Origin of the sequence: Pseudoduganella chitinolytica, from assembly GCF_029028125.1 — a bacterium.
GTDB lineage: Bacteria > Pseudomonadota > Gammaproteobacteria > Burkholderiales > Burkholderiaceae_D > Rugamonas > Rugamonas chitinolytica.
Genome location: NZ_CP119083.1, coordinates 2,394,221 through 2,414,970, shown reverse-complemented (window position 1 = coordinate 2,414,970; position 20,750 = coordinate 2,394,221). Strand labels below are relative to the sequence as shown.

Sequence of the window (20,750 nt, the reverse complement as noted above, 5' to 3'; positions counted from 1 at the left end):
AAGCGTGATCTGCCTGATGAGTAAGAGCGCGGCCGTGCCGGGAAGTTCATTACGACCGGGGCACAGCGCCAAAGAAAAACGCCGCCGACCATGACAGTCGGCGGCGTTCTTCAGCGTATCCGGTAGAGTGGTGCCCACGGAGGGACTCGAACCCCCACACCTTGCGGCACATGGACCTGAACCATGCGCGTCTACCAATTCCGCCACGTGGGCACTGGTACTTCTCAATGCATCGAACCGTTCGTAAAACAAGACTTGGTGCCCACGGAGGGACTCGAACCCCCACACCTTGCGGCACATGGACCTGAACCATGCGCGTCTACCAATTCCGCCACGTGGGCCTTGTTCTACTGCTGTTTCGCTGCTTCGTTGCGGTGTTCAGCAACAGAAGGCACGCATCTTAAAGGACGAAACGGGATCGGTCAATGGTCATTTTGTGCTTTTGCGAAATAACCCGCGCCGCTGGCCCACCAGCAACAGGCCCCCGGCCAGCATCGCGGCCGTGCCCGGCTCCGGGACGGCCGGCACGTCCCAGCCGATGACGTCCATCGCCACCAGGTCGTTCTGCGTGATGTCGAGCAGCTCGCCCAAGCCGGCGGTCGGGTCCATCAGGCCGATGAACAGGTCATCCCTCCAGTGGCTGGCCTGGCGGCCGTCACCATGCACGATGCCCGTGGAGAAGGGCGCCACCGCTGTCAGGCCGCCGTCCAGCGACAGGTATTTCGCGCGCTCGTCGGCAGTCCAGTCGGGAACGCCGGCCGCATGGCTCTGCATGGAGTAGCGGAACAGGTCCAGGCCGGATACATAGGTGAATGCGCTGTCGTCGAAGAAGTCCGGTGCGCTCGAGTTGAAGTCCAAGACGTCGACGCCACTGATGAAGCCCAGCGAGTGACCGATTTCGTGCGCGGCCACGCCCACGAAATCGAATGCGTCGGCGCTGATGCCGTCGTGCGGGTCGAAGTCGAACTGATAATGGCTGCTGAACTGGATGAAGCCGTCGCACGGGCCGAGGCAGCCCGTCAGCGTCTGCCGCGCAGGTGCCAGGCCCAGCGCCTTTGCTTGCGCCGTGGCGATGCGCACGACGGCATTGTTGGCATCGCCGTCGTGGTCGACGAACGGCGTTGCGCTGCCGGGGCCGCTTGGGCTGTTGGCCGTGCGGTTCAACAGCATGCCGAAGGTGCTGCCACCGGCAAGGCTGCCGACGGCCCGGGTGTCGTAATCCGACGCGACATCGGCGGCCAGCGCCGTGCGGAACGTGTCGTAGCTGTACAGTTGCTGGGCGGAGCGGGCCTGGCCCAGGATGCCGGGATCGAGCGGGTTGAAGCCGACGGTGAGGTGGATCGTCACGTCGTCGTCCAGGAGGGCCGACCAGCGCGCGGCCGCGTCGGTGAAGCCTTGCTGTGCCTGCAACGGGGTGCCGGCGATGAAGGAGAAAGCGAACGTTGGCGCGGCGGCGGCCCCTCCGGTCGCGGCCGCCAGCGTGAGGGCGGAAAGCAAGGTTTTCATGGCGGACTCCCGTAGTGGTTTGGACGGGAGGGCTGTACGCAAAAAGCGTGCACAACTGTCGAGCCGCTGGGGAAATGGGCCGCCAGCGCATCCGCATGCAGTGCCGCGGGGTGGCATATGTCAGGAAGTCCGACGCCAGGAAGGGTCCAGAACGAAAAACGCAGCAAACCTGGAAGATTTGCTGCGTTCTCTGCGGGCGATCCGCGTATCCGGTAGAGTGGTGCCCACGGAGGGACTCGAACCCCCACACCTTGCGGCACATGGACCTGAACCATGCGCGTCTACCAATTCCGCCACGTGGGCACTGATGCTGCTGTACTGCCAATAAATAAAACCAACTACAACCTGCGACTACTGCGGTAGAGTGGTGCCCACGGAGGGACTCGAACCCCCACACCTCGCGGCACATGGACCTGAACCATGCGCGTCTACCAATTCCGCCACGTGGGCACTGCGTGCTGCCTTACTGCTGCTGCGATTATAGTGCGCTGGAGAGTTTTGCGCCAGATGAACTTTCATTCCACACTGCACATCCGCTCCGTTCTGCACTCCCGCATCGCTGCGAGAGCCGAGATTATAGAGCAATGTTTTCAAAAGTCAAAGGAACAAAAATGAGGACAATATGCGCGGCATCGGCCGCGCCCTCCACGTCACGATTGGGCGCTCGTTAGGTAAACCGACGGACCTCTTGTACACTACCACTGACCATTCACCAAACGAACCTCACAATAAGATCAAAGAAGAAGTTTTGAACCAGACTACCCATATCATTCCCAGCCGCGAGGACATCCTCGCACTCTTTCGCAGCGCCAATGCGCCGCTCGACCTGCGCACGGTCGCCATGTCCCTGGATGTCCAGGCCGAATCGCATGCGGTGCTGACGCGGCGCCTGTCCGCGATGGAGCGCGATGGCCAGATCCGTTCGGACAGCAGCGGCTTCTACGTACTGGCGGATCATTCCGGCTTCGTGGCCGGCCGGGTCAGCGCGCACCGCGACGGCTTCGGCTTCGTCATTCCGGACGAACCGGGCGACGACCTGTTCCTGACCGAGCGCGAGATGCAGAAAGTGCTGCATGGCGACAAGGTACTGGCAAAAGTCACGGGCTTTGACCGGCGCGGCCGTCCCGAGGGGACGATCGTGGAGGTGGTCGAGCGCGGCAACACGCACATCATCGGCCGCCTGATCAAGGACAACGGCGTCTGGATCGTGGCGCCGGAAGACAAGCGCATCGGCCAGGACATCTTGCTGGCCGGCTCGCCGGGCAAGGCCAAGAGCGGCCAGATCGTCAGTGTCGAACTGACGGAGCAGCCTGGCCGCTTCAAGCAGCCAGTCGGCCGCATCGTCGAAGTCCTGGGCGACATGGACGACCCGGGCATGGAAATCGAAATCGCCGTGCGCAAGTTCGGCGTGCCGCACGTGTTCTCGGATGCGGCCGTCAAGCAGGCCGGCAAGCTGCCCGACATCGTGCGCGAGTCCGATTGGGGCGAGCGCGTCGACCTGCGCGACGTGCCGCTGGTGACGATCGACGGCGAGGATGCGCGCGACTTCGACGACGCGGTGTACTGCGAACCCGTCAAGATCGGCCGCACCAAGGGCTACCGCCTGATCGTCGCGATCGCGGACGTCAGCCACTATGTCAAGCCGAACGACGCGCTGGACGTCGATGCGCTCGAGCGCAGCACGTCCGTGTACTTCCCGCGCCGGGTGATCCCGATGCTGCCGGAGAAGCTGTCGAACGGCCTGTGCTCGCTGAACCCGGCCGTCGACCGCCTGACCCTCGTGTGCGATGCCGTCATCACGGCCGCCGGCGAGATCAAGGCCTACCAGTTCTACCCGGCCGTGATCCACTCGGCCGCGCGCATGACCTACACGGAAGTGGCCGCGATCCTGGGCAATACCAAGGGCCCGGAAGCGGCGAAGAAGCCGTACATCGTGCCGCACCTGCAGAACCTGTACGACGTCTATCACGCGCTCCTGAAGGCGCGCCTGGAACGGGGCGCGATCGACTTCGAGACAACCGAGACGTACATCGTCTGCAACCCGGCCGGCAAGATCGAGAAGATCGTGCCCCGCTCGCGCAACGATGCGCACAAGCTGATCGAGGAATGCATGCTGGCGGCGAACGTCTGCGCCGCCGACCTGCTGCTGCGCCACAAGCATCCCGGCACGTACCGCATCCACGCGGCGCCGACCAAGGAAAAGCTGACGCAGGTGCGCGAGTTCCTGAAGCAGGTGGGCCTGTCGCTGGGCGGTGGCGATACGCCGGCCGCGCGCGACTATGCGGAGCTGATGAAGAAGGTCAAGGAACGGCCCGATGCGAACCTGCTGCAGACGATGCTGCTGCGTTCGATGCAGCAGGCTGTCTACAGCCCGGACAACATCGGCCACTTCGGCCTGGCGTACGAGGCATATGCCCACTTCACCAGCCCGATCCGCCGTTATCCCGACCTGCTGACGCACCGCGCCATCAAGGCCATCCTGCAAGGGAGGAAGTACGACCCGAAGGTGGCCGACAAGAGCGTGCTGAACACGACGATCTCGAACGCGACGCGGCGCCAGCAGCTGAAGGACAAGGCCGAGGGCAAGGAACCGAAGCAGGCGCGCGACCTGACCGTGTGGGACGCGCTGGGCGTGCACTGCTCGGCCAACGAGCGCCGTGCCGACGAGGCCTCGCGCGACGTCGAGGCCTGGCTGAAGTGCTACTTCATGCAGGACAAGCTGGGCGAGGAATTCACCGGCATCATCACGGGCGTGACCACGTTCGGCATTTTCGTGCAGCTGGACCAGCTGTTCGTCGAGGGCCTGGTGCACATCACGGACCTGGGCGCGGACTACTTCCAGTATGACGACGCCCGCCACGAGCTGCGCGGCGAACGCACCGGCAAGCGCTACCAGCTGACCGACCGCGTCAGCGTGCAGGTCGTGCGCGTCGACCTGGAGTCGCGCAAGATCGACCTGCGCCTGGCCGACAGCGAAACGGCCGGCATGGGCGCGGCGCCGCCGCCGTCGAAGAAAGGGCGTGGCCGTGCCACGTTCGACGACGAAGTGGCGGAACAGGAAGTCGCGCCCCGGCGCGGCAAGGGCCGCGGCGGCCGCGGCGACAAGCCGGGCAAGGCCGAGGCGTCCGGGCCCTCGATCACGGTGCGCTATCCGGCGCCCGCCGAGGCCGATGCGCCACCGCCGCGCAAGGCCAGGACCGCCGGCGGTGCCGATGCCAAGCGCGGCAAGCCCGCGGCGGCGGCGGCCCCCCGGTCGAAACCGGCCACCAAGGGCAAGAAGAAGCGATGATGTAATATGTCGTCCGGCGCCGCGGTCCTCCCGCGGCGCTTCGCTTCCGGCCTGCCGGGCCCACACTTTGCACAACAGCTCCACAGAAGAACCAGCACCATGTCCAAGAACAAAATGATTTTCGGCTTCCATGCCGTGACCTCGCGCCTGCGCCACGAAGCCTCGTCCGTGGAGGAGATCTTCGTCGACGCGGCGCGCGACGACCGCCGCATGAAGGACCTGATCACCAATGCCCGCGCGATGGGCGTGCGCGTGATGCCCGTCGATTCGGCCCGCCTCGACAAGATCGTCGGCACCCGTCGCCACCAGGGCGTCATCGCATTCGCGTCGCAACTGGCGCTGGCGCGCAACCTGGACGAGCTGCTGGACGCCATCGATGGCCCGCCGCTGCTGCTGGTGCTGGACGGGATCACCGATCCGCACAACCTGGGCGCCTGCCTGCGTGTGGCCGACGGCGTCGGTGCCCATGCGGTGATCGTGCCGAAGGACCGTGCCGTGGGCCTGAACGCCACGGCGGCCAAGGTGGCCAGCGGCGCCGCCGAGACGGTCCCGTACATCACCGTGACGAACCTGGCGCGCACGCTGCGCGAGCTGAAGGAGCGCGACATCTGGCTGATCGGCACCTCCGACGACGGCGAGAAGGGCCTGTACGACGCCGACTTCACTGGCCCGACGGCGCTCGTGATGGGCTCGGAAGGCGAGGGCATGCGCCGCCTGACGCGCGAGACGTGCGACGTGCTGGTCAACATCCCGATGTTCGGCTCGGTCGAGAGCCTGAACGTCTCGGTGGCGTCCGGCGTGTGCCTGTACGAGGCGCGCCGGCAGCGCATGGCCCGCGAAGGCTGATGCATTGGGGTCTGTCCCTGCGGGACTGACCCCGAAGTTTGCAAGAGGTACCAATACCGCCAGCAGCCCCAACATTTCGGGGTCAGTCCCTTGCAGTGACAGACCCCATGCCGACATCGCCGCCATGTTCCACCACCTGCGCCAGGACATCCGCGCCATCATCGAGCGCGACCCCGCCGCCCGCAACGCATGGGAGGTGCTGACCTGCTATCCCGGCCTGCATGCGATCGTGGCGCACCGCTGGGCGCACTGGTGCTGGCTGCATGGGATGAAGTGGCTGGGCCGCTTCATCGGCTACCTGGCGCGCATCGTCACCGGCATCGAGATCCATCCCGGCGCGGTCATCGGCCGGCGCGTCTTCATCGACCACGGTTTTGGCGTCGTCATCGGCGAGACGGCCGTGGTGGGCGACGACTGCACGATCTACCAGGGCGTGACGTTGGGCGGGACCTCGCTGGCCGCTGGCCACAAGCGCCATCCGACGCTGGAACGCGGCGTCATCGTCGGCGCCGGCGCGCAGGTGCTGGGCGCCTTCACGGTGGGCGAGTACGCGAAAATCGGCTCCAATGCGGTGCTGCTGAAACCCGTGCCGGCCGGGGCCACGGCCGTCGGCAATCCCGCGCGGGTGGTCGTCAAGGAGGCGCCGGGCGAGCCGGGGCATCCCGCGGTGCATGCGTTTGCCGCGTACGGCGTCACGCCCAACGGTACCGATCCCCTGTCGAAGGCGCTGCACGGCCTGATCGCGCAGAGCGCGGCACAGGAAGAACAGATCGCCCGCATCGTCGCGCTGCTGCAGGAGCGGGGCGTCGATTGCGGCGCGGTCACGGCGGCGGGCGCGGACGACGCGGCCCACCTGAACAAGCTGGTTGATTGAGGAAACGAGATGAGCGACGACGCAGACGTACTGGACCCCTTTGAAATCCGCGTGCTGGCCGTGCTGGCCGAGAAGGAAGCGCTGACGCCGGACAATTACCCGATGTCGCTGAACGCGATTACGAACGGCTGCAACCAGCTGTCCAGCCGCGATCCCGTCATGCAGATTTCCGAGGACACGGTGGCGGATGTCCTGAGTCGCCTGGCGGCGCGGCGCCTCGTCAACGCCGTCACCGCGGCAGGCGCGCGCGTGACGAAGTACGAGCACCGCATGCGCATCAAGTGGACGCTGGAGCAGGACAAGCTGGCGATCCTGACGGTGCTGATGCTGCGCGGCCACCAGACGGCCGGCGAGATCCGCACCCGCACGGGGCGCCTGCACGAGTTCAAGTCGGTCGCGGACGTGGAAGCGGGCCTGCAATTCCTGATCGACAAATACCCGCCGCTGGTGGCCAAGCTGGCGCTCGCGCCGGGCACGAAGGAGCCCCGTTACGGCCAGCTGCTGGGCGGTGCCGCCGAGCTGGCGCGGGAAGAAGCGGGGTACGGCACCGCGACGGTGGTGCCAGGCGGTGCTTCGCGCGGCGATCGCGTCGCGCAACTGGAGCTGGAGGTGCAGCAGCTGCGCGCCGACTACGCGGCGCTGGCCGCGCAGTTCGAGGAGTTCAAGAAGCAGTTCGAGTAAGCACGCAGCCGTGCCGCCGGCACGAGCAGGGCGTCCGCACCAGCGTTGGTCCGCATTGGTGCTGGCCGGTGAGGCGTGCGCGTGCCTGAATGTCTGGCGTTGACCGCGACGGTCCATACCCCGTCTCATTGGTGAAGAACAACATGGATGAGCCACGATACAAGCCTGAACAATTTTTTGCGCCGCCCCGGTACAGCTCAAGTGGACACCGAGCTGCGCCGCTGGTTGCGTTCATTACCTGTTGAGCAGCGTGTGGATTTCCTCAGATCCCTCTACGGACACAATTACCGTTATGCAATCACGCTGATGCGAAGTAGCCAGTTGCCATTACACCAAGTCGTCCAGCTTCTTCAGCATTGGCTCCTATTTTCGAGTCATAACTGCAGTCGCGGCCTCGTCGCAGGTTTCGTACCAATGATCGGAGAAGCGAGGTTCTGGACGATCGCGGCAAAATTGGACCTGAATCCTACAATGGCTGATTTTCTCAATTATCACGGTCGGGGGAAACTGAACCATTACCGCGATGTCCTCTCGTCTCGCCACCCTTCCTGAGTTGCTGCAGGTTCGCGCTTATGCCGCAATCGGAATCGACGGCTGCGGCGCAGGCCCCGGGCCCGGCGTGCCGGCCGCGGCCAGTGCACGCAGCTCCGCCAGGCCGGCTTCCAGGTCGAACGGCTCGTCGCGCAGCAGCGCGCCGATCAGCGCGATCGACAACGTCAGCGCCGCGTTGGCCACGGTGCCACAGCGGAACGGCAGGATCAGGCGGTAACGCCCGTTCATCTTCGGTACGCGGCCGACAAAGCCCACCATCACCTCGTCGCCGGTCAGGCGGTGCAGCTCGATGGCGACGCTCTGGATCAGGCGCGCCAGTTGCAGGCCCTGGCACGGCGCATCCGGCTCCTCCGGCACCACTTCGTCGCCGACGATGCCGATCAGGCTGCGGCCGCGGCGCAGGCCCGGCAGCACTTTTGCCAGGCGTTCGCGCAGTTGCGCCATCGTCGCTTCGCAGGCGGGGGCAGGGTGGCCCAGGTCGAGAATACTCAGCAGGCACGGTTCCGTGCTGTAACGGTTGGCACTGTCCAGGTAACGTTGATCGACAATTTGCATGGTCATCCTCGAAAAAAAGCTGCCAACGCAAGCCCCGGGGGTAAGCGGGACATGGCGCTGGCTGAATGATGACATTATCCTAAGCTTTTTCCTAGTCTGCCATCGGTGCACCTCCACAGGCGATGTAAGAAAAGCCTTACACTGCTGAGCTGACCGTTGACCCGGAGAATCAGCCTTCCTCGCGGCGGCGGCGCAGCCAGATGGCGACGACGATCATGCCCGTGCCGGCCAGGGCACCCAGCCACAGGTTCGGCGTGCCCAGCGTCGCCCAGGACTGGGCGAACAGCGAGTCGATCATGCCATGGAACTGGCGGGCGGTCTCGGCGCCGTGGCCCGCTTTTTCGACCGGCGTGCGCAGTGCGCTGTTGACGAACCAGGAGCCGGGCATCACGCTGATCAGCAGGCGGCTGATGATGTTCGAGAACACCCACTCCACGTTCACGGCCAGGCCGAAGGCCTTGGTGGCCCAGGCCAGCAGCGCGGCCGACAGCAGCGGCGTGCCCACGGCCCACAGGAAGACCTTGGAACGGGCCCAGCTCGACACCATCAGCAGCCAGCCGACCGTAGGCAAGGCCCACAGCACGTACACGGGCACCAGCGAGATCACCTTCAGGGGCGTGAGCCAGAAGTGCCCAGAGGACAGCAGCAGCGGGAACACGTTGGTGCCCTTCATCGCCAGCACGCCCATGCCGATCAGCGTGATGACGAGGGCTGTCGCCAGTGCCAGCACGACCATGCCGAGTGGGATCAGGAGCAGCGCCAGCAAGGCCTTCGACAGCACGGTCGCCGTGTCCGACACCGGCAGCGACTTCCAGAACAGCAGGCTGCGGTCGCGCCGTTCGTCGAACAGGGCGCCCATGCTGTAGAAGAAGACGATGAACGCCAGGGTGATGTACAGCGGCGCGGTGGCCACCGGGTAGGCACCCGCCACGACTTGCACCAGGGCCGCCTGGTGGCGCTCGCCCATGTACACGTTGACGCCGCCGGCCCGGCCTTCGGCCATGTCCAGGTGAATTTCCGCGTTATGGCCCTTGGCGGCCATCGCCAGGGTCATGGCCAGCATCAGCGCGGCGATCGCCAGCGGCACCCACACCAGCATGCCCTTGTGTTCCCAGTACTCGCGCCGGATCAGCCATTGCATCGTTTTCATTCGTAGGTCCCTTTCATGCTGGCGACGAACAGGTCGGCCACGCTGGGCGTGCGCAGTTCGCCAAGGTGTTGGAGTTGCTGGCGCGGCACGCCGTCGAACAGCATGACGGGCTTGCCGAATACGGTGCGTTGCGTCATCGGCTGCAGTGCGTTGGCCGCCGCGGCCTGGTGCGGTTCCACCATCACTTCCGTATAGCGTTCGCCGATCTCGTCCATCGTGGCGGCCAGCGTGATGCGGCCGTCCTGGATGAACAGCAGGTCGGTCAGGATGTGCTCCACTTCCTCGATCTGGTGGGTCGTGATGACGATGGTCTTGTTCTCGTCGAAGTAATCCTCCAGCAGGTGCTGGTAGAACTGCTTGCGGTACAGGATGTCCAGGCCCAGCGTGGGTTCGTCCAGCACCAGCAGCTTGGCGTCGATGGCCATCACGAGCGCCAGGTGCAGCTGCACGATCATGCCTTTCGACATGGCCTTGACGCGCATGTTCGGGGTCAGCTTCGTGTTGGCGATGTAGCGTTCGGCCTTGCTGCGGTCGAAGCGCGGGTGTACGCCGGCCACGAAGTCGATGGCGTCCCGCACCTTCAGCCAGCGTGGCAGGATGGCGACGTCGGCGATGAAGCAGACCTCGTTCATCAGCTCGTCGCGCTGGCGCCGTGGGTCCATGCCCAGTACGGTCAGCTCGCCGTCGAAGCGGCACAGGCCCAGGATCGCCTTCAGGGTCGTCGTCTTGCCCGAGCCGTTCGGGCCGATCAGGCCGACGATGCGGCCGGGCTGCACGTCGAACGACGTGCCGTCCAGCGCTGCCTGCTTGCCGTAGCGTTTCGTCAGGTTGCGGGCACTGATGATGGCGCTCATGGCGTGCCTCCGTTCGAGTGCGCGCCGGCGGCGCGCAGCAGCTGCTCGATGTCCAGGCCCAGGCGGCGGATGCGCTCCACCATTGCCGGCCATTCCTCGCGGACGAAACGCTCGCGCTCGCTGGCCAGCAGTTTTTCGACAGCCCCTTCGGTAACGTACATGCCTAATCCCCTCCGTTTTTCCACCAACGTTTCGTCGACCAGCTCCTGGTAAGCCTTGGAGACGGTAATCGGGTTGAGCTGGAAGTCCGCCGCGACCTGCCGCACCGAGGGCAGGGCGTCGCCAGGCTTCAGCGCGCCATCGAGCATCATGCCGACCACCCGCTCCTTCAACTGGCGGTAGATCGGCGACTTGTCATTCCACATACATGGTTCCTCCAGTGGTAGTGATCTAATGGACTGGTGTTGTAGTGAACTATAACACTAAAGCGACGTCCGTCCAGGGGTTTTTTGGGTCAGGACCTTCGCCTGCCGCCCTGTCAGAGTTGACAGGTTGGAGCGCCGGGAATCGTTCGTCTCGGCACCACGGCACCGCCAGGCACCGGCAGGTGGCGTCCGCATATCATGCCGGGAGGCAACGACTATCCCCCGCGGTGACAGAATAAAGTTGCTGCTTGCCGGCCATCGATTCGCTTGAAACTTGCATTGCGCTAGCAGAGTCCTTGAATCTACGGGCCTCCTGGCCAATACACCTAGATATAGGCGGCGGCAATGTCTGTTATTCGATATGAAAATACCTGTCAGATATTACGTATATATTAAATACCACATTACCAATAGTGTGGAAATTATTATGTCCATGGTGACATCGGTATTTCTCGAAAGCTATTGTAACGGAATATTGCAATATCTACGCGAGCGAAAAAACGCGTGCTATATTGGCCTCTCCGAAGACGCAACGGTTACCGCCTTTCAGGCAACTCGTTGATTCAGCTCATAGTCCGGCACATTGTTGAATGGGCCGACTTGGGCGATCATAAGGTTGCACTGGCCTCCTGCTCACCCGCCGGCACAGCAACCGGCATTACCGGTAACGCGTCGTCGGCAATTCCGTACTCGCCAACGTTTCTCCCAATTCCCCATGCAGTAATCGGGGAAAGCGAACTGGCGCGTGACTGATCACCTTAATTAGCCACGTCAAAACATGAATATCAATCTCAAACATGATATCCCGGCCGGTATCGTCGTATTCCTGGTCGCCTTGCCTTTATGCCTGGGCATTGCACTTGCCTCGGGCGCGCCGCTGTTCTCGGGGATTATCTCGGGGATTATCGGCGGCATCATCGTCGGGCTGTTGAGCGGCTCGCAAACCAGCGTCAGCGGCCCGGCCGCGGGCCTTGCCGCCGTCGTGCTGGCGTCGATCACCAAGCTCGGCGCGTTTGAAATCCTGCTGGTCGCGATCCTGATCGCCGGCGTACTGCAGCTGGCCATGGGCCTGTTCCGTGCCGGATTCATCGCCAACTACGTGCCGTCCAACGTCATCAAGGGGCTGCTGGCGGCCATCGGCGTGCTGCTGATCCTCAAGCAGATCCCGCACGCCGTCGGCTACGACGCCAACCAGGCCGACGACCTGTCGTTTGCCCAGGCCAATGGCGAAAACACGTTCTCCGCAATCGTCAACGCGCTGCAGGTCATCACGCCCGGCGCGGTGGTCATCGCCGGGTTGTCGATGCTGGTGCTGCTGTACTGGGACCGCACGCCGTTGAAGAACATCAAGCTGCTGCCGGCGCCGCTGTTCGTCGTCGCCATGAGCGTCGCGTTGAACATACTGTTCAGCAAGTACGTGCCGGCGCTGCGCATCGAGCCGAGCCACCTGGTGGACATCCCGCCGGTGGACGTAAACAACCTGGGCGCGTACGTGCAACTGCCCGACCTGACGCACCTGACGAACCACGACGTCTGGATCGTGGCGGTCACGATCGCCATCGTCGCCTCGCTGGAGACCCTGCTCAATGTCGAGGCCGTCGACAAGCTCGACCCGCACAAGCGCGAGACGCCCACGAACCGCGAGCTGGTCGCGCAGGGCGTCGGCAACATCTTTGCGGGCCTGCTGGGCGGCCTGCCGGTCACGTCCGTCATCGTGCGCAGCTCCGTCAACATCCACAGCGGCAACCGCACCAAGGCTTCCGCCGTGTTCCACGGCGTGCTGCTGCTGGCCAGCGTGCTTGTGCTGAGCCCGCTGTTGAACCTGATTCCCTTGTCGGCGCTGGCGGCGATCCTGATCATGACGGGCTACAAGCTGGCCAAGCTGTCGCTGTTCACCGACATGTACAAGAAGGGTTGGTCGCAATTCGTGCCGTTCGCGATCACCGTCGTGGCCATCGTCGTCACCGATTTGCTGATGGGCGTGCTGATCGGCCTGGCCGCCAGCCTGTTCTACCTGATGCGCAGCAATTTCCGCAACCCGTTCTCGATCGAGCAGTACCGCCTGCACATCGGCGAAGTGATCAAGATGGAGCTGCCGAACCAGGTCTCGTTCCTGAACAAGGCCACGATCAAGACGGCGCTGTGGGAAATTCCCGATGGCGCGAAGGTGCTGATCGACGCCACCAACGCCGACTACATCGACCACGATGTGCTGGAAACCATCGAGGACTACCGCGTGGCTGCCGCCGAGCGCAATGTCCAGCTGAACATCATCGGCCTGCGCGACGAGTACCAGCTGAGCGACCCGATCCAGTTCGTGCCAGCGCTCGACAAGGAAACCCAGACGCGCCTGCAGCCGCAGGATGTGCTGCAGCTGCTGCGCGACGGTAACGAGCGCTTCAAGGCGGGCCGCTGGATCAAGAAGTACTACCTGCACCAGGTCGATGCCACGGCCGGCGGCCAGCACCCGATGGCGGTCGTGGTCAACTGCATCGACTCGCGCACGTCGCCGGAGATCATCTTCGACGCGGGCCTGGGCGACCTGCTGACGATCCGCATCGCCGGCAACGTCATCAGCCGCGAGATCATCGGCAGCCTGGAGATCGCGCACAAGCTGGGCGCCAAGCTGATCGTCGTCAAGGGCCATTCCAGCTGCGGCGCCGTCGGCCTGGCGCTGAAGAACGAGCACTCGCACAGCATCGGCACGATCACCGGCAAGATCCAGCTGGCCGTGCGGCAGTGCCAGTGCGGCGACCATCATGCACCGTCCGGCAGCAAGGAGCAGCTCGAGCAGGTCACGCGCCAGAACATCGAGAACTCGCTGGCCGAAATCATCAATGGCAGCGAGTACCTGCGCAATTGCATCGAGCGGGGCGAGATGGGCCTGGTGGGTGCGTACCACGACATCGCGGCGCGCAACGTGGAGTTCGGACCGATGGTTACGCCCGACCTGTTCAACCGTTATCGCAGCACGCCGGGACTGGCGGCCTGACGCCACCGCGCACGGCCTGGTTAGCAAATGTATAATGCCTCGCCCGCCCCGGCGGGCGGGGTATTTCCATCAATCGCTACGACGGAGTGCGCGTGTCCCGAAGTTCCCTTGGCGGCCCTTGCGGGCCGCTTTCGTTTTTGACCAGGCGCCGGTTGGCCAGGCGCTCGTTTGCCGGGCATTTTGCCCTCGCCGCGCCGCTCGCGGCATGGCTGCTGGCCGGGCCGGCAGGCGCGGACAACGCCCGCGCCATCGCGCCGGCCATCGTGCACGGCACGGCCGCCATCGTCGTCGATGGGGCACTGGACGATGCCGGCTGGACGGACGCACCGGCCTTCGACCGCTTTCATCAGTACCAGCCGGAAGACGGGCTGGCGGCGCCTGATACGTACCGCACGCGCGTGCAGGTCGTCGTCGACGAGGGCGCCTTGCTGTTTGCGATCCGCGCGTGGCAGCCGGCCGACCATGTGGCGGCGGGCACGCTGGCGCGGCGCGACAAGGTGGCACGCGACCAGGACTACGTCGGCGTCTGGATCGACCCGGCCGGCCACGGCCGCTCCGCCCAGTTCGTCCGCGTCAACGTGGCGGGCGTCATCGGCGACGGCATCTACAAGGCCGACGAGGACGAGGAAGATGCCGGTCCCGACTTTCCCGTCGAGACCGCCGTGCGGCGCCTGCCCGATGGCTACAGCATCGAACTGCGCTGGCCGCTGTCGAGCCTGCGCTTCCCGCGCGGTGCGGCGCCGCCATGGCGCCTGATGGTGGAGCGTTCCGTGCCGCAGGCGGGCGGCATGCTGCTGCTCAGCGCCCCGCTCGACAAGAACGCGCTCAGCTTCATCGCCAAGATGGATGAACTCAGCCATCTGGAGCGGATCCTCCCGGCCGTCCAGGAAAAAGGCTTCTGGTCGTTCCGGCCCGAACTGACGAGCCGGCGCACCAGCGTGGGCGGCCAGGCCAGCCGCCGCACCGACATCGGCCTCGACATCACCGCACGGCCGCGCGCCGACTGGGTGTTCAACGCCACGCTCAATCCGGACTTCTCGCAGGTCGAGATCGACGAGCCCACCAGCGCGGGCACGAACCGTATCGCCCTCAGCCTGCCCGAAAAGCGTTCCTTCTTCCTGGAGAGCGCGGACGTGCTGGGCATGCGCATCCCGATGTTCTATTCGCGCGCCATCGCCGATCCGGCCTGGGGGACACGGGCGACGTTCCGCGGCGCCGACAGCGACGCCACGGCATTGGCGGCGCGTGACGGTGCCGGCGGCACGGTGCTGCGCGGGACGGCCTACGAGACAGCCGAGTACGGCAGTCCGGTGGACAGCACGGTGGTGCTGCTACGGGGCCGGCGCCACGGGCCCGCGGCGGTGTCGGGCGCGTTCCTGGCGGCACGCGACTATGGCGCCGGTGGACGCAATCTCGTGCTGGGAACGGACGGGCAGTGGCGCCGGCGGCATGACGGCGGCGGCGAAGTGCAGGCCGCGTGGACGCTGATGGGATCGGCGACCAGCGCCGTGTTCGACGATGCCGGTGGCCTGCGCGCCGGCCGGCAGGCGCGCGGCGGCTACGCGTGGGGCAAGGTCGACTACATGTCGCCCGACTGGCTCAATATGGCCCAGTTCGAGGCGATCGGCGCCCGCTTCTTCAACGACAACGGCTTCGTGCCGCAAAGCGGCATCGTCAAGGCCGAGGTGCAGATCAACCGGCGCCTGGGGTCGCTGAGCCTCCCGGGCGGCATCGAGACGCATGAAACGGAACTGCACCTGGGCCTGCACGAACAGCGCACGCTGGGCGCGCCAGGCGGTGGCGAAGTGGTGCAGCGCTGGATCCGGCCCGGCTTCTGGCTGTACGGCGCGCGCCAGACCCGCTTCTGGGCCGACCTCGGCTTCGACCACCAGCGTGCGCGGCCGGGTGGCCGGCTGCACCGCGTGCCCGTCGTGTACGCGGGGCTGGAAAGCTCGCCGCTGCCGTGGCTGGTGCGCCTGAACGGCGAGCTGACGCTCGGGCACCAGCTCGACGTCGAGGCCGATGCCGTCGGCCGGGGCGGGACGCTGCAGGCGGAAGTGGGCCTGCGTTTCGCGCTGCCGGCCGGCTGGAGCCTGGAATCGGATCACCGCTGGAACCGCGCGTGGGTGCGCCACCGCTCGCGCCAGGACTTCGTCGATTATGGCTGGCGCTGGGTCGGTACCCTGCACATGAGCGCGCGCGATTCGCTGCGCGCGATCGTGCAGGACACGTCCGCTTTCCGGCTGGCCGGCATTGCCGACGACGGCCCCGATGCAGGCGGCCCCGGCGCCGTGCGCTACGACGTGCTGGAGCCGTGGCGCGAGCGGGCCCGCCACCGTTCGCTGCTGTACCGGCACATGCCGCGCCATGGCCGTTCGCTGTCGCTGGGCGTGACGACGGACGTCAACGGCAGCTTGCCCGGCAGGAGCCATGGCGTGACGGCCAAGCTGCAGTGGGAAAGCTGACGTCAGCGCCCCAGTGCCTGCAGCGCGAGCGCATCGGGCACGGCGGCGCCCGATGCCGTATTGTCGAAGATGCACCAGGACGCGGGCTGTCGCGCCAGCCAGGCCTGCACGTCCGCCAGCTGCTGCGGCTCGTAGCTGGAGTAGTAGATGCGGGGACTGCCGTGCAGGCGCACGTAGGCTGTCGGCGCCGTCGGCACGAACGGTCCCGTGTACGCGACGACAGGATGCGCCAGCACGCGCGTGACGCCCGCTTCGCGCAGCAAGCGCGTGGCACTCTCGTCAAACCAGCTGGCATGGCGCGCCTCGCACGCGATCAGGCAGGTAAAGCGCGCGTGCAGGGCGGCGAAGAGGGCGCTCGCGGCCGCAGGGTCCAGGGCCAGTTTCGGTGGCAGCTGCACGAGGATGCAGCCCAGCTTTTCGCCCAGCGCCCCGGCCTCGCCGGCAAAGCGGGCGAGCGTTTCGTCGGCACCCACCAGGCCCGCCTCGTGCGTGATGGCCTTCGGCAGTTTGACGGCGAAGCGGAAGTGCGCGGGCGTGCTGGCGGCCCACCGTTCATAGGTCTTGGGCTGGTGTGGGCGGTAGAACGACGAGTTGATCTCGACCGCGTTGAACACGGCGGCATAGCGTTCCAGGTGGCTGCCCTCGGCCGGGAAGCGGTCGGCGGCAGCGCGCGGCAGGGTCCAGCCGGCGCAGCCCAGGTAGCGGTCGGGTGAGGGATCGAGTGGCTGTGTCATGACGCCACTCTACGGTAAATGGACCGGCGATGACGTTCCGATAAGCTATCATGCGCATCCATCACGCAAGAACAGGATCGATACCATGACCGACCACACACAAGGGCGCCGCGCGCGCCTGGGCCAGCTCCTCGGGCTGGCCGCACTGGCCGCCGGCCTGGCGGGTTGCGCCGGCCTGGCGGGCCCGCGCGACGTCGACATCCCGCTGGCCAGGCTGCAGCGCGGCCTGGAACAGCGCTTCCCCATCCAGCAGCGCGCGCTGGCCGTGTTCGAGCTGGAACTGGCGCGCCCGCGCCTGTCGCTGCAGCGCGATAACGACCGCGTCGCACTGGAGTCGGATGTGACGGCATCGACGCCGCTGGCGCGCCGCGCCCTGACCGGCACCGTCATGCTGTCCGGCCGCCTGTTGGTCGACAACGTGCGCAATGCCGTGGTGCTGGCCGATACGCGCATCGAACGCTTCGCCATCGACGGCGTCGACGGCGCGCTGCAGGGCCAGCTGACGGCGGCGGGCAACGTCGTCATCGACCGCCTGGTGCGCGACGTGCCCGTGTACACGTTCCGCCCGGAGGACTTGCGCTACGGCGGCGTGCAGTTCATTCCGACGGCGATCCGCACGACGTCGACGGGGCTGTCGGTCCACGTGGAGCCGGTGAAATGAGGCGCGCCGGCTAGCGTCCTGCAAGGTGCTGCCGGTGTATTGTGGAGAACGGGGGGAATCCCTACAATGGCTGCCTGCGCAAGCCCAACACCCGTCTTCCAGCCCTGTCGGAGTTCTTCATGCCTTTCCTCGGTATCGGCCTGCACATCCTGGTCGCCATCTTTTTTGCCGTGCACGCGGTGCGCAGCCGCCAGCAGATGTACTGGTTGATGATCCTGTTCGCCTTCCCGCTGCTGGGCAGCGTGGTGTACTTCTTCGGCATCTACCTGCCCGCTTCGCAGCTGGAGCGGGGCGCGCGAATGGCCGTGGCAGGCGCGGCGCGCGTGCTGGACCCGACGCGCGAGCTGCGCGCCGCGCAGGCGGCGTTCGACTTCACGCCGACGGCGCAGAACCGCATGCGGCTGGCCAGCGCGCAGCTGGATGCGGGCGATGCCGCCGCCGCCGCGCAAACGTTCGAAGCCTGCCTGGAAGGGCCGTTCGCGGGCGACCTGGAGATCCGCCTGGGTGCGGCACGCGCCAACCTGGCCTGCGACCGCCATGTCGCCGCGCTGGCCCACCTGGAAGCCATCCGCCGCGCCGATTCCCAGTTTCGCCCCGAGCAGGCCGGCCTGCTGCTGGCGCAGGCGCTGGCCGGCGCGGGCCAGGCCGATGCGGCACGAACCGAGTTCGAGCACGTCGTTGACCGGTTCGGCAGCTTCGAGGCCAAGGCGGAGTTCGCGATCTGGGCGGCCGGCGCGCGCGAATACCAGCTGGCGCACCGCCTGCAGAACGAACTGCAGTCGACGATGGACCACTGGAACCGCCACACCCACGCGATGAACCTGCCGCTGATCCGCCGCCTGGAAACGGCATTCGCGACGGTGCCGCGCCACTGATCTATTTGACGATCCGGCCGGCGAACAGGCGGCGCCCGGCGATCAGGTTGGCGGCCGGTTTCAACAGGGCCAGCAGCATCCGGTCGGCCATCGCCAGCGGCTTCGACTCCGGCAGGATGCGCGTCACGAGGAAGTTGAAGTGGCGCGACAGCTCCAGGGTCGGCAGGATCGCGCGCACGAGGGCGATGTCGCGTTCCGACATCTTGCGCTCGTCCGCCGTGATGTAGGGCTTGCCGGCCCCGTAGATCAGGCGCTGCATGCGCGGGTACAGGAAGCCTTCCACGAAGCGCGAGCGGCGGATCACGTCGGTCAGCGAGTGCGAGTAGATCTCGTTGACGACGAACAGGGCGCCCGGCTTCGCCACGCGGCGGATCTCGTGCATCGCGGCGGGAATGTCGACGTGGTGCAGGATATCGCGCGCGACAACGCAATCGAAGGTATCGTCCCCATACGCCAGCCGCTCGGCCGGCATCTCGTCGAATGCGATCGCCAGGCCCTCGCGTTCGGCCAGGCGGCGCGCGATCGCCAGCGAGTCGGGCGACAGGTCGAACGCATGCACGCGCGCGCCCAGCCGCGCGATGCGCAGGGCATCCTCGCCGAAGCCGCAGCCGACCACCAGCACGGCCTTGCCGCGCAGGTCGATGCGGGTCAGGTAGGCATACATCTGCCAGTACGCATTCCACCAGCGCCGGGCGGGGCGGTCCAGCACGTCGAACGAGAACGGCTTCTGCACCATGTCTTCGTGTTCGCGGGCATGCTGGCGGTGGTAATCCAGCTCGTTGCGCTGGCGCTCGGTCAACGGCACTGCGGTCTCGTCGTGCATGGCGGATCCGATCCGGTAGGGAGGCAGTTAGGGGAAACAACTCGGGAAGCGGTCAGGGAAAGCAGTCAGGCTGGAAACAGCTTATGCCGGGCTTGCCTCCTAAGCAAGCTTTGCGTGGCCGGGGCCTGATTCTGCTAAGGTTGCGTGTGCCGCGGCACCACAGCCGCGCGGGAGACCGCCATGACCGAGAACCGCCTGGCCCGCCACTTGCGCGCGGGCGCCTACAACAATGCCTGGGCCAACCACCGCCTGCTGCGCGCCTGCAGCGAGCTCGACCAGGAAGCCTTTGCCGCGACCGACCGCACCAGTTTCTTCCCTGGCATCGGCCTTACCCTGAACCACCTCGTCACGGCCCAGCAGTTCTACGTGGACGCGCTGTGGCGCCAGGCGCGCGGCCAGCCGCCGCATCCCGACTACCGCGCGGCGTTCTTCGCCGTACCGGCGCCGTACGCCACGTGCGCGGCGCTATGGCAGGCGCAACGGGACAGCGATGCGCAGCTGATCGCGTATTGCGACACGCTGACGGATGCCGTGCTGGACGAGGAGGTGACGATCCTGCGCCCCGACCAGGTCCAGCGCGACACGCGCGAACGCCTGCTGGTGCACCTGCTGCAGCACCAGGTGCACCACCGGGGCCAGGTGCATGCGATGCTGGCGGGGACGGACGTGGCGCCGCCGCAGCTGGACGAGTTCTATGCCAGCGGCGAGGCGCCGCTGCGGGCGCAGGATTTCGCGGAGCTCGGGTGGACCGAAGAACAGGTGTGGCAGGGCCTCAGGTGACGGGTGAACCGTCCAGCGCGTGGCGCGTGATGGCGCCGTCGTCGCCGATGGCGATCCAGCCGCCCCGTGGCGGGGTGCGTTCCGGCTCCCAGTCCGGCAGCACGTAGCGCAGCCGGCCATCCACCTCGTGCAGGGCAGGGCGGTGCGTATGGCCGTGGATCATGATGCTGGTGCCGGTCTCGTCGAACACGGCGGCGATCGCCTGCGGCGTGACGTCCATGATCTCGTAGGCTTTACCGGCCTGGTCCTTGCGGCTGTTGTCGCGCAGCCCGGCGATGATCTCTTTGCGCTTCGCCAGCGGCATGGCCAGGAACTGCTGCTGCCAGGCCGGTTGCCGTACCTGGGCGCGGAAGGCCATGTAGTTGACGTCGTCGGTGCACTGGGCGTCGCCGTGCACCAGCACGATGCGGCGGCCATGGTCTTCGATGACCCACGTCTCGGGCAGCAGGGTCAGGCCGGCCGCTTGCGCGAACGCTGCCCCGACCAGGAAGTCGCGGTTGCCGGCGATCCAGAACAGTTCGACGCCACGGTCGGCCAGCGCGCGCAGCGCGGCCACGACCTGGCGGTGGAAGGGCGTGTCGAGGTCGTCGTCACCGGCCCAGTATTCGAACAGGTCGCCCAGCAGGTACAACTGCCGGGCGGCCACGGCCCGCTCGTCGACGAAGCGCAGGAACGCTGCCGTCAGGGCGGGCCGGTCTTCCTGCAGGTGCAGGTCGGAGATGAACAGCTTCAAGCGAATCGCTTCGGC

General features: G+C 66.2%; 18 protein-coding genes and 4 tRNA genes. 10 read left to right on the top strand and 12 right to left on the bottom strand.

Going from position 1 to position 20,750, the window contains the following annotated elements; genetic code table 11:
* Window positions 1-128 precede the first annotated feature (128 nt).
* From PX653_RS10565 to PX653_RS10545, 5 genes are all read right to left on the bottom strand, one after another.
* Window positions 129-213, bottom strand: a tRNA-Leu gene (locus PX653_RS10565).
* Between the two features lie 43 nt (window positions 214-256).
* A tRNA-Leu gene (locus tag PX653_RS10560) sits at window positions 257-341 on the bottom strand.
* Between the two features lie 88 nt (window positions 342-429).
* Window positions 430-1,506 carry an NF038122 family metalloprotease gene (locus tag PX653_RS10555; RefSeq protein WP_277417839.1) on the bottom strand — a complete coding sequence of 359 codons (1,077 nt, stop codon included), beginning with the start codon at window positions 1,504-1,506 and terminating at the stop codon, window positions 430-432.
* 218 nt (window positions 1,507-1,724) lie between these two features.
* Window positions 1,725-1,809 (bottom strand) — tRNA-Leu (locus PX653_RS10550).
* A gap of 62 nt (window positions 1,810-1,871) precedes the next feature.
* Window positions 1,872-1,956, bottom strand: a tRNA-Leu gene (locus PX653_RS10545).
* Window positions 1,957-2,254: 298 nt separating this feature from the next.
* Here PX653_RS10545 and rnr point away from each other — a divergent pair.
* The 5 genes from rnr (at window position 2,255) to PX653_RS10520 (ending at window position 7,748) form a co-directional block, all read left to right on the top strand.
* On the top strand, window positions 2,255-4,795 hold the full coding sequence (rnr, locus tag PX653_RS10540) for a ribonuclease R (RefSeq protein ID WP_277417838.1): 2,541 nt from the start codon (window positions 2,255-2,257) through the stop codon (window positions 4,793-4,795).
* Window positions 4,796-4,894: 99 nt separating this feature from the next.
* Window positions 4,895-5,641, top strand: a complete 747-nt coding sequence (rlmB, locus tag PX653_RS10535; protein ID WP_277417837.1) for a 23S rRNA (guanosine(2251)-2'-O)-methyltransferase RlmB — start codon at window positions 4,895-4,897, stop codon at window positions 5,639-5,641.
* Between the two features lie 124 nt (window positions 5,642-5,765).
* Window positions 5,766-6,515 (top strand): serine O-acetyltransferase, encoded by a 750-nt coding sequence (gene cysE / locus PX653_RS10530; RefSeq protein ID WP_277417836.1) that lies wholly within the window; start codon window positions 5,766-5,768, stop codon window positions 6,513-6,515.
* 9 nt (window positions 6,516-6,524) lie between these two features.
* Window positions 6,525-7,196, top strand: coding sequence for a YceH family protein (locus PX653_RS10525; RefSeq protein ID WP_277417835.1), 672 nt, complete (start codon window positions 6,525-6,527; stop codon window positions 7,194-7,196).
* A gap of 147 nt (window positions 7,197-7,343) precedes the next feature.
* Complete coding sequence (locus tag PX653_RS10520) at window positions 7,344-7,748, top strand: hypothetical protein (RefSeq protein ID WP_277417834.1); 405 nt, start codon at window positions 7,344-7,346, stop codon at window positions 7,746-7,748.
* A gap of 18 nt (window positions 7,749-7,766) precedes the next feature.
* On the opposite strand, the gene PX653_RS10515 is transcribed toward PX653_RS10520, so the two are convergent.
* The 4 genes from PX653_RS10515 to PX653_RS10500 all read right to left on the bottom strand — a co-directional run bounded on the left by PX653_RS10515 (window position 7,767) and on the right by PX653_RS10500 (window position 10,672).
* The gene (locus tag PX653_RS10515) at window positions 7,767-8,303 is read right to left on the bottom strand and encodes a hypothetical protein (protein ID WP_277417833.1); all 537 of its coding nucleotides are present in this window, start codon (window positions 8,301-8,303) and stop codon (window positions 7,767-7,769) included.
* 169 nt (window positions 8,304-8,472) lie between these two features.
* Complete coding sequence (locus PX653_RS10510; RefSeq protein ID WP_277417832.1) at window positions 8,473-9,453, bottom strand: hypothetical protein; 981 nt, start codon at window positions 9,451-9,453, stop codon at window positions 8,473-8,475.
* Window positions 9,450-10,307: an ABC transporter ATP-binding protein gene (locus tag PX653_RS10505; protein WP_277417831.1), complete on the bottom strand. Its 858-nt coding sequence runs from the start codon at window positions 10,305-10,307 to the stop codon at window positions 9,450-9,452. The genes PX653_RS10510 and PX653_RS10505 overlap by 4 nt, the downstream gene beginning before the upstream one ends.
* Complete coding sequence (locus tag PX653_RS10500) at window positions 10,304-10,672, bottom strand: GntR family transcriptional regulator (protein WP_277417830.1); 369 nt, start codon at window positions 10,670-10,672, stop codon at window positions 10,304-10,306. Before PX653_RS10500 ends, PX653_RS10505 begins: the two co-directional genes overlap by 4 nt.
* A gap of 778 nt (window positions 10,673-11,450) precedes the next feature.
* Between PX653_RS10500 and PX653_RS10495 the strand changes: the two genes are divergently transcribed.
* On the top strand, window positions 11,451-13,664 hold the full coding sequence (locus PX653_RS10495; RefSeq protein ID WP_277417829.1) for a bifunctional SulP family inorganic anion transporter/carbonic anhydrase: 2,214 nt from the start codon (window positions 11,451-11,453) through the stop codon (window positions 13,662-13,664).
* A gap of 152 nt (window positions 13,665-13,816) precedes the next feature.
* A complete protein-coding gene (locus tag PX653_RS10490) occupies window positions 13,817-16,129 on the top strand; it encodes a DOMON domain-containing protein (RefSeq protein ID WP_277417828.1) in 2,313 nt (770 codons plus the stop codon).
* A gap of 2 nt (window positions 16,130-16,131) precedes the next feature.
* On the opposite strand, the gene PX653_RS10485 is transcribed toward PX653_RS10490, so the two are convergent.
* Entirely contained in the window at window positions 16,132-16,863 is a 732-nt protein-coding gene (locus tag PX653_RS10485; RefSeq protein WP_277417827.1) for a DUF72 domain-containing protein, read from the bottom strand.
* Window positions 16,864-16,948: 85 nt separating this feature from the next.
* Here PX653_RS10485 and PX653_RS10480 point away from each other — a divergent pair, with 85 nt between their 5' ends.
* Together PX653_RS10480 and PX653_RS10475 are read left to right on the top strand one after the other, a co-directional pair.
* A complete protein-coding gene (locus PX653_RS10480) occupies window positions 16,949-17,524 on the top strand; it encodes a DUF1439 domain-containing protein (protein ID WP_277417826.1) in 576 nt (191 codons plus the stop codon).
* Between the two features lie 119 nt (window positions 17,525-17,643).
* Entirely contained in the window at window positions 17,644-18,399 is a 756-nt protein-coding gene (locus tag PX653_RS10475; RefSeq protein WP_277417825.1) for a hypothetical protein, read from the top strand.
* Between the two features lies 1 nt (window position 18,400).
* Here PX653_RS10475 and PX653_RS10470 read toward each other — a convergent pair whose 3' ends face one another.
* Window positions 18,401-19,222 (bottom strand): class I SAM-dependent methyltransferase, encoded by an 822-nt coding sequence (locus PX653_RS10470; RefSeq protein ID WP_277417824.1) that lies wholly within the window; start codon window positions 19,220-19,222, stop codon window positions 18,401-18,403.
* Window positions 19,223-19,402: 180 nt separating this feature from the next.
* On the opposite strand from PX653_RS10470, the gene PX653_RS10465 reads away from it, so the two are divergent.
* A complete protein-coding gene (locus PX653_RS10465) occupies window positions 19,403-20,002 on the top strand; it encodes a DinB family protein (protein WP_277417823.1) in 600 nt (199 codons plus the stop codon).
* Here the strand turns inward: PX653_RS10465 and PX653_RS10460 are convergent.
* Window positions 19,995-20,735: a UDP-2,3-diacylglucosamine diphosphatase gene (locus PX653_RS10460; protein WP_277417822.1), complete on the bottom strand. Its 741-nt coding sequence runs from the start codon at window positions 20,733-20,735 to the stop codon at window positions 19,995-19,997. The genes PX653_RS10465 and PX653_RS10460 overlap by 8 nt on opposite strands.
* Window positions 20,736-20,750: the final 15 nt, after the last annotated feature.

Bases quoted from the DNA above. Each gene is read 5' to 3' on its own strand.
- PX653_RS10500 (WP_277417830.1), bottom strand. From the start codon at position 10,672: ATGTGGAATGACAAGTCGCCGATCTACCGCCAGTTGAAGGAGCGGGTG.
- PX653_RS10480 (WP_277417826.1), top strand. From the start codon at position 16,949: ATGACCGACCACACACAAGGGCGCCGCGCGCGCCTGGGCCAGCTCCTC.
- PX653_RS10475 (WP_277417825.1), top strand. From the start codon at position 17,644: ATGCCTTTCCTCGGTATCGGCCTGCACATCCTGGTCGCCATCTTTTTT.
- PX653_RS10525 (WP_277417835.1), top strand. From the start codon at position 6,525: ATGAGCGACGACGCAGACGTACTGGACCCCTTTGAAATCCGCGTGCTG.
- PX653_RS10515 (WP_277417833.1), bottom strand. From the start codon at position 8,303: ATGCAAATTGTCGATCAACGTTACCTGGACAGTGCCAACCGTTACAGC.
- PX653_RS10510 (WP_277417832.1), bottom strand. From the start codon at position 9,453: ATGAAAACGATGCAATGGCTGATCCGGCGCGAGTACTGGGAACACAAG.
- PX653_RS10520 (WP_277417834.1), top strand. From the start codon at position 7,344: ATGAGCCACGATACAAGCCTGAACAATTTTTTGCGCCGCCCCGGTACA.
- PX653_RS10470 (WP_277417824.1), bottom strand. From the start codon at position 19,222: ATGCACGACGAGACCGCAGTGCCGTTGACCGAGCGCCAGCGCAACGAG.
- PX653_RS10495 (WP_277417829.1), top strand. From the start codon at position 11,451: ATGAATATCAATCTCAAACATGATATCCCGGCCGGTATCGTCGTATTC.
- PX653_RS10555 (WP_277417839.1), bottom strand. From the start codon at position 1,506: ATGAAAACCTTGCTTTCCGCCCTCACGCTGGCGGCCGCGACCGGAGGG.
- rlmB (WP_277417837.1), top strand. From the start codon at position 4,895: ATGTCCAAGAACAAAATGATTTTCGGCTTCCATGCCGTGACCTCGCGC.
- cysE (WP_277417836.1), top strand. From the start codon at position 5,766: ATGTTCCACCACCTGCGCCAGGACATCCGCGCCATCATCGAGCGCGAC.
- PX653_RS10485 (WP_277417827.1), bottom strand. From the start codon at position 16,863: ATGACACAGCCACTCGATCCCTCACCCGACCGCTACCTGGGCTGCGCC.
- PX653_RS10465 (WP_277417823.1), top strand. From the start codon at position 19,403: ATGACCGAGAACCGCCTGGCCCGCCACTTGCGCGCGGGCGCCTACAAC.
- PX653_RS10505 (WP_277417831.1), bottom strand. From the start codon at position 10,307: ATGAGCGCCATCATCAGTGCCCGCAACCTGACGAAACGCTACGGCAAG.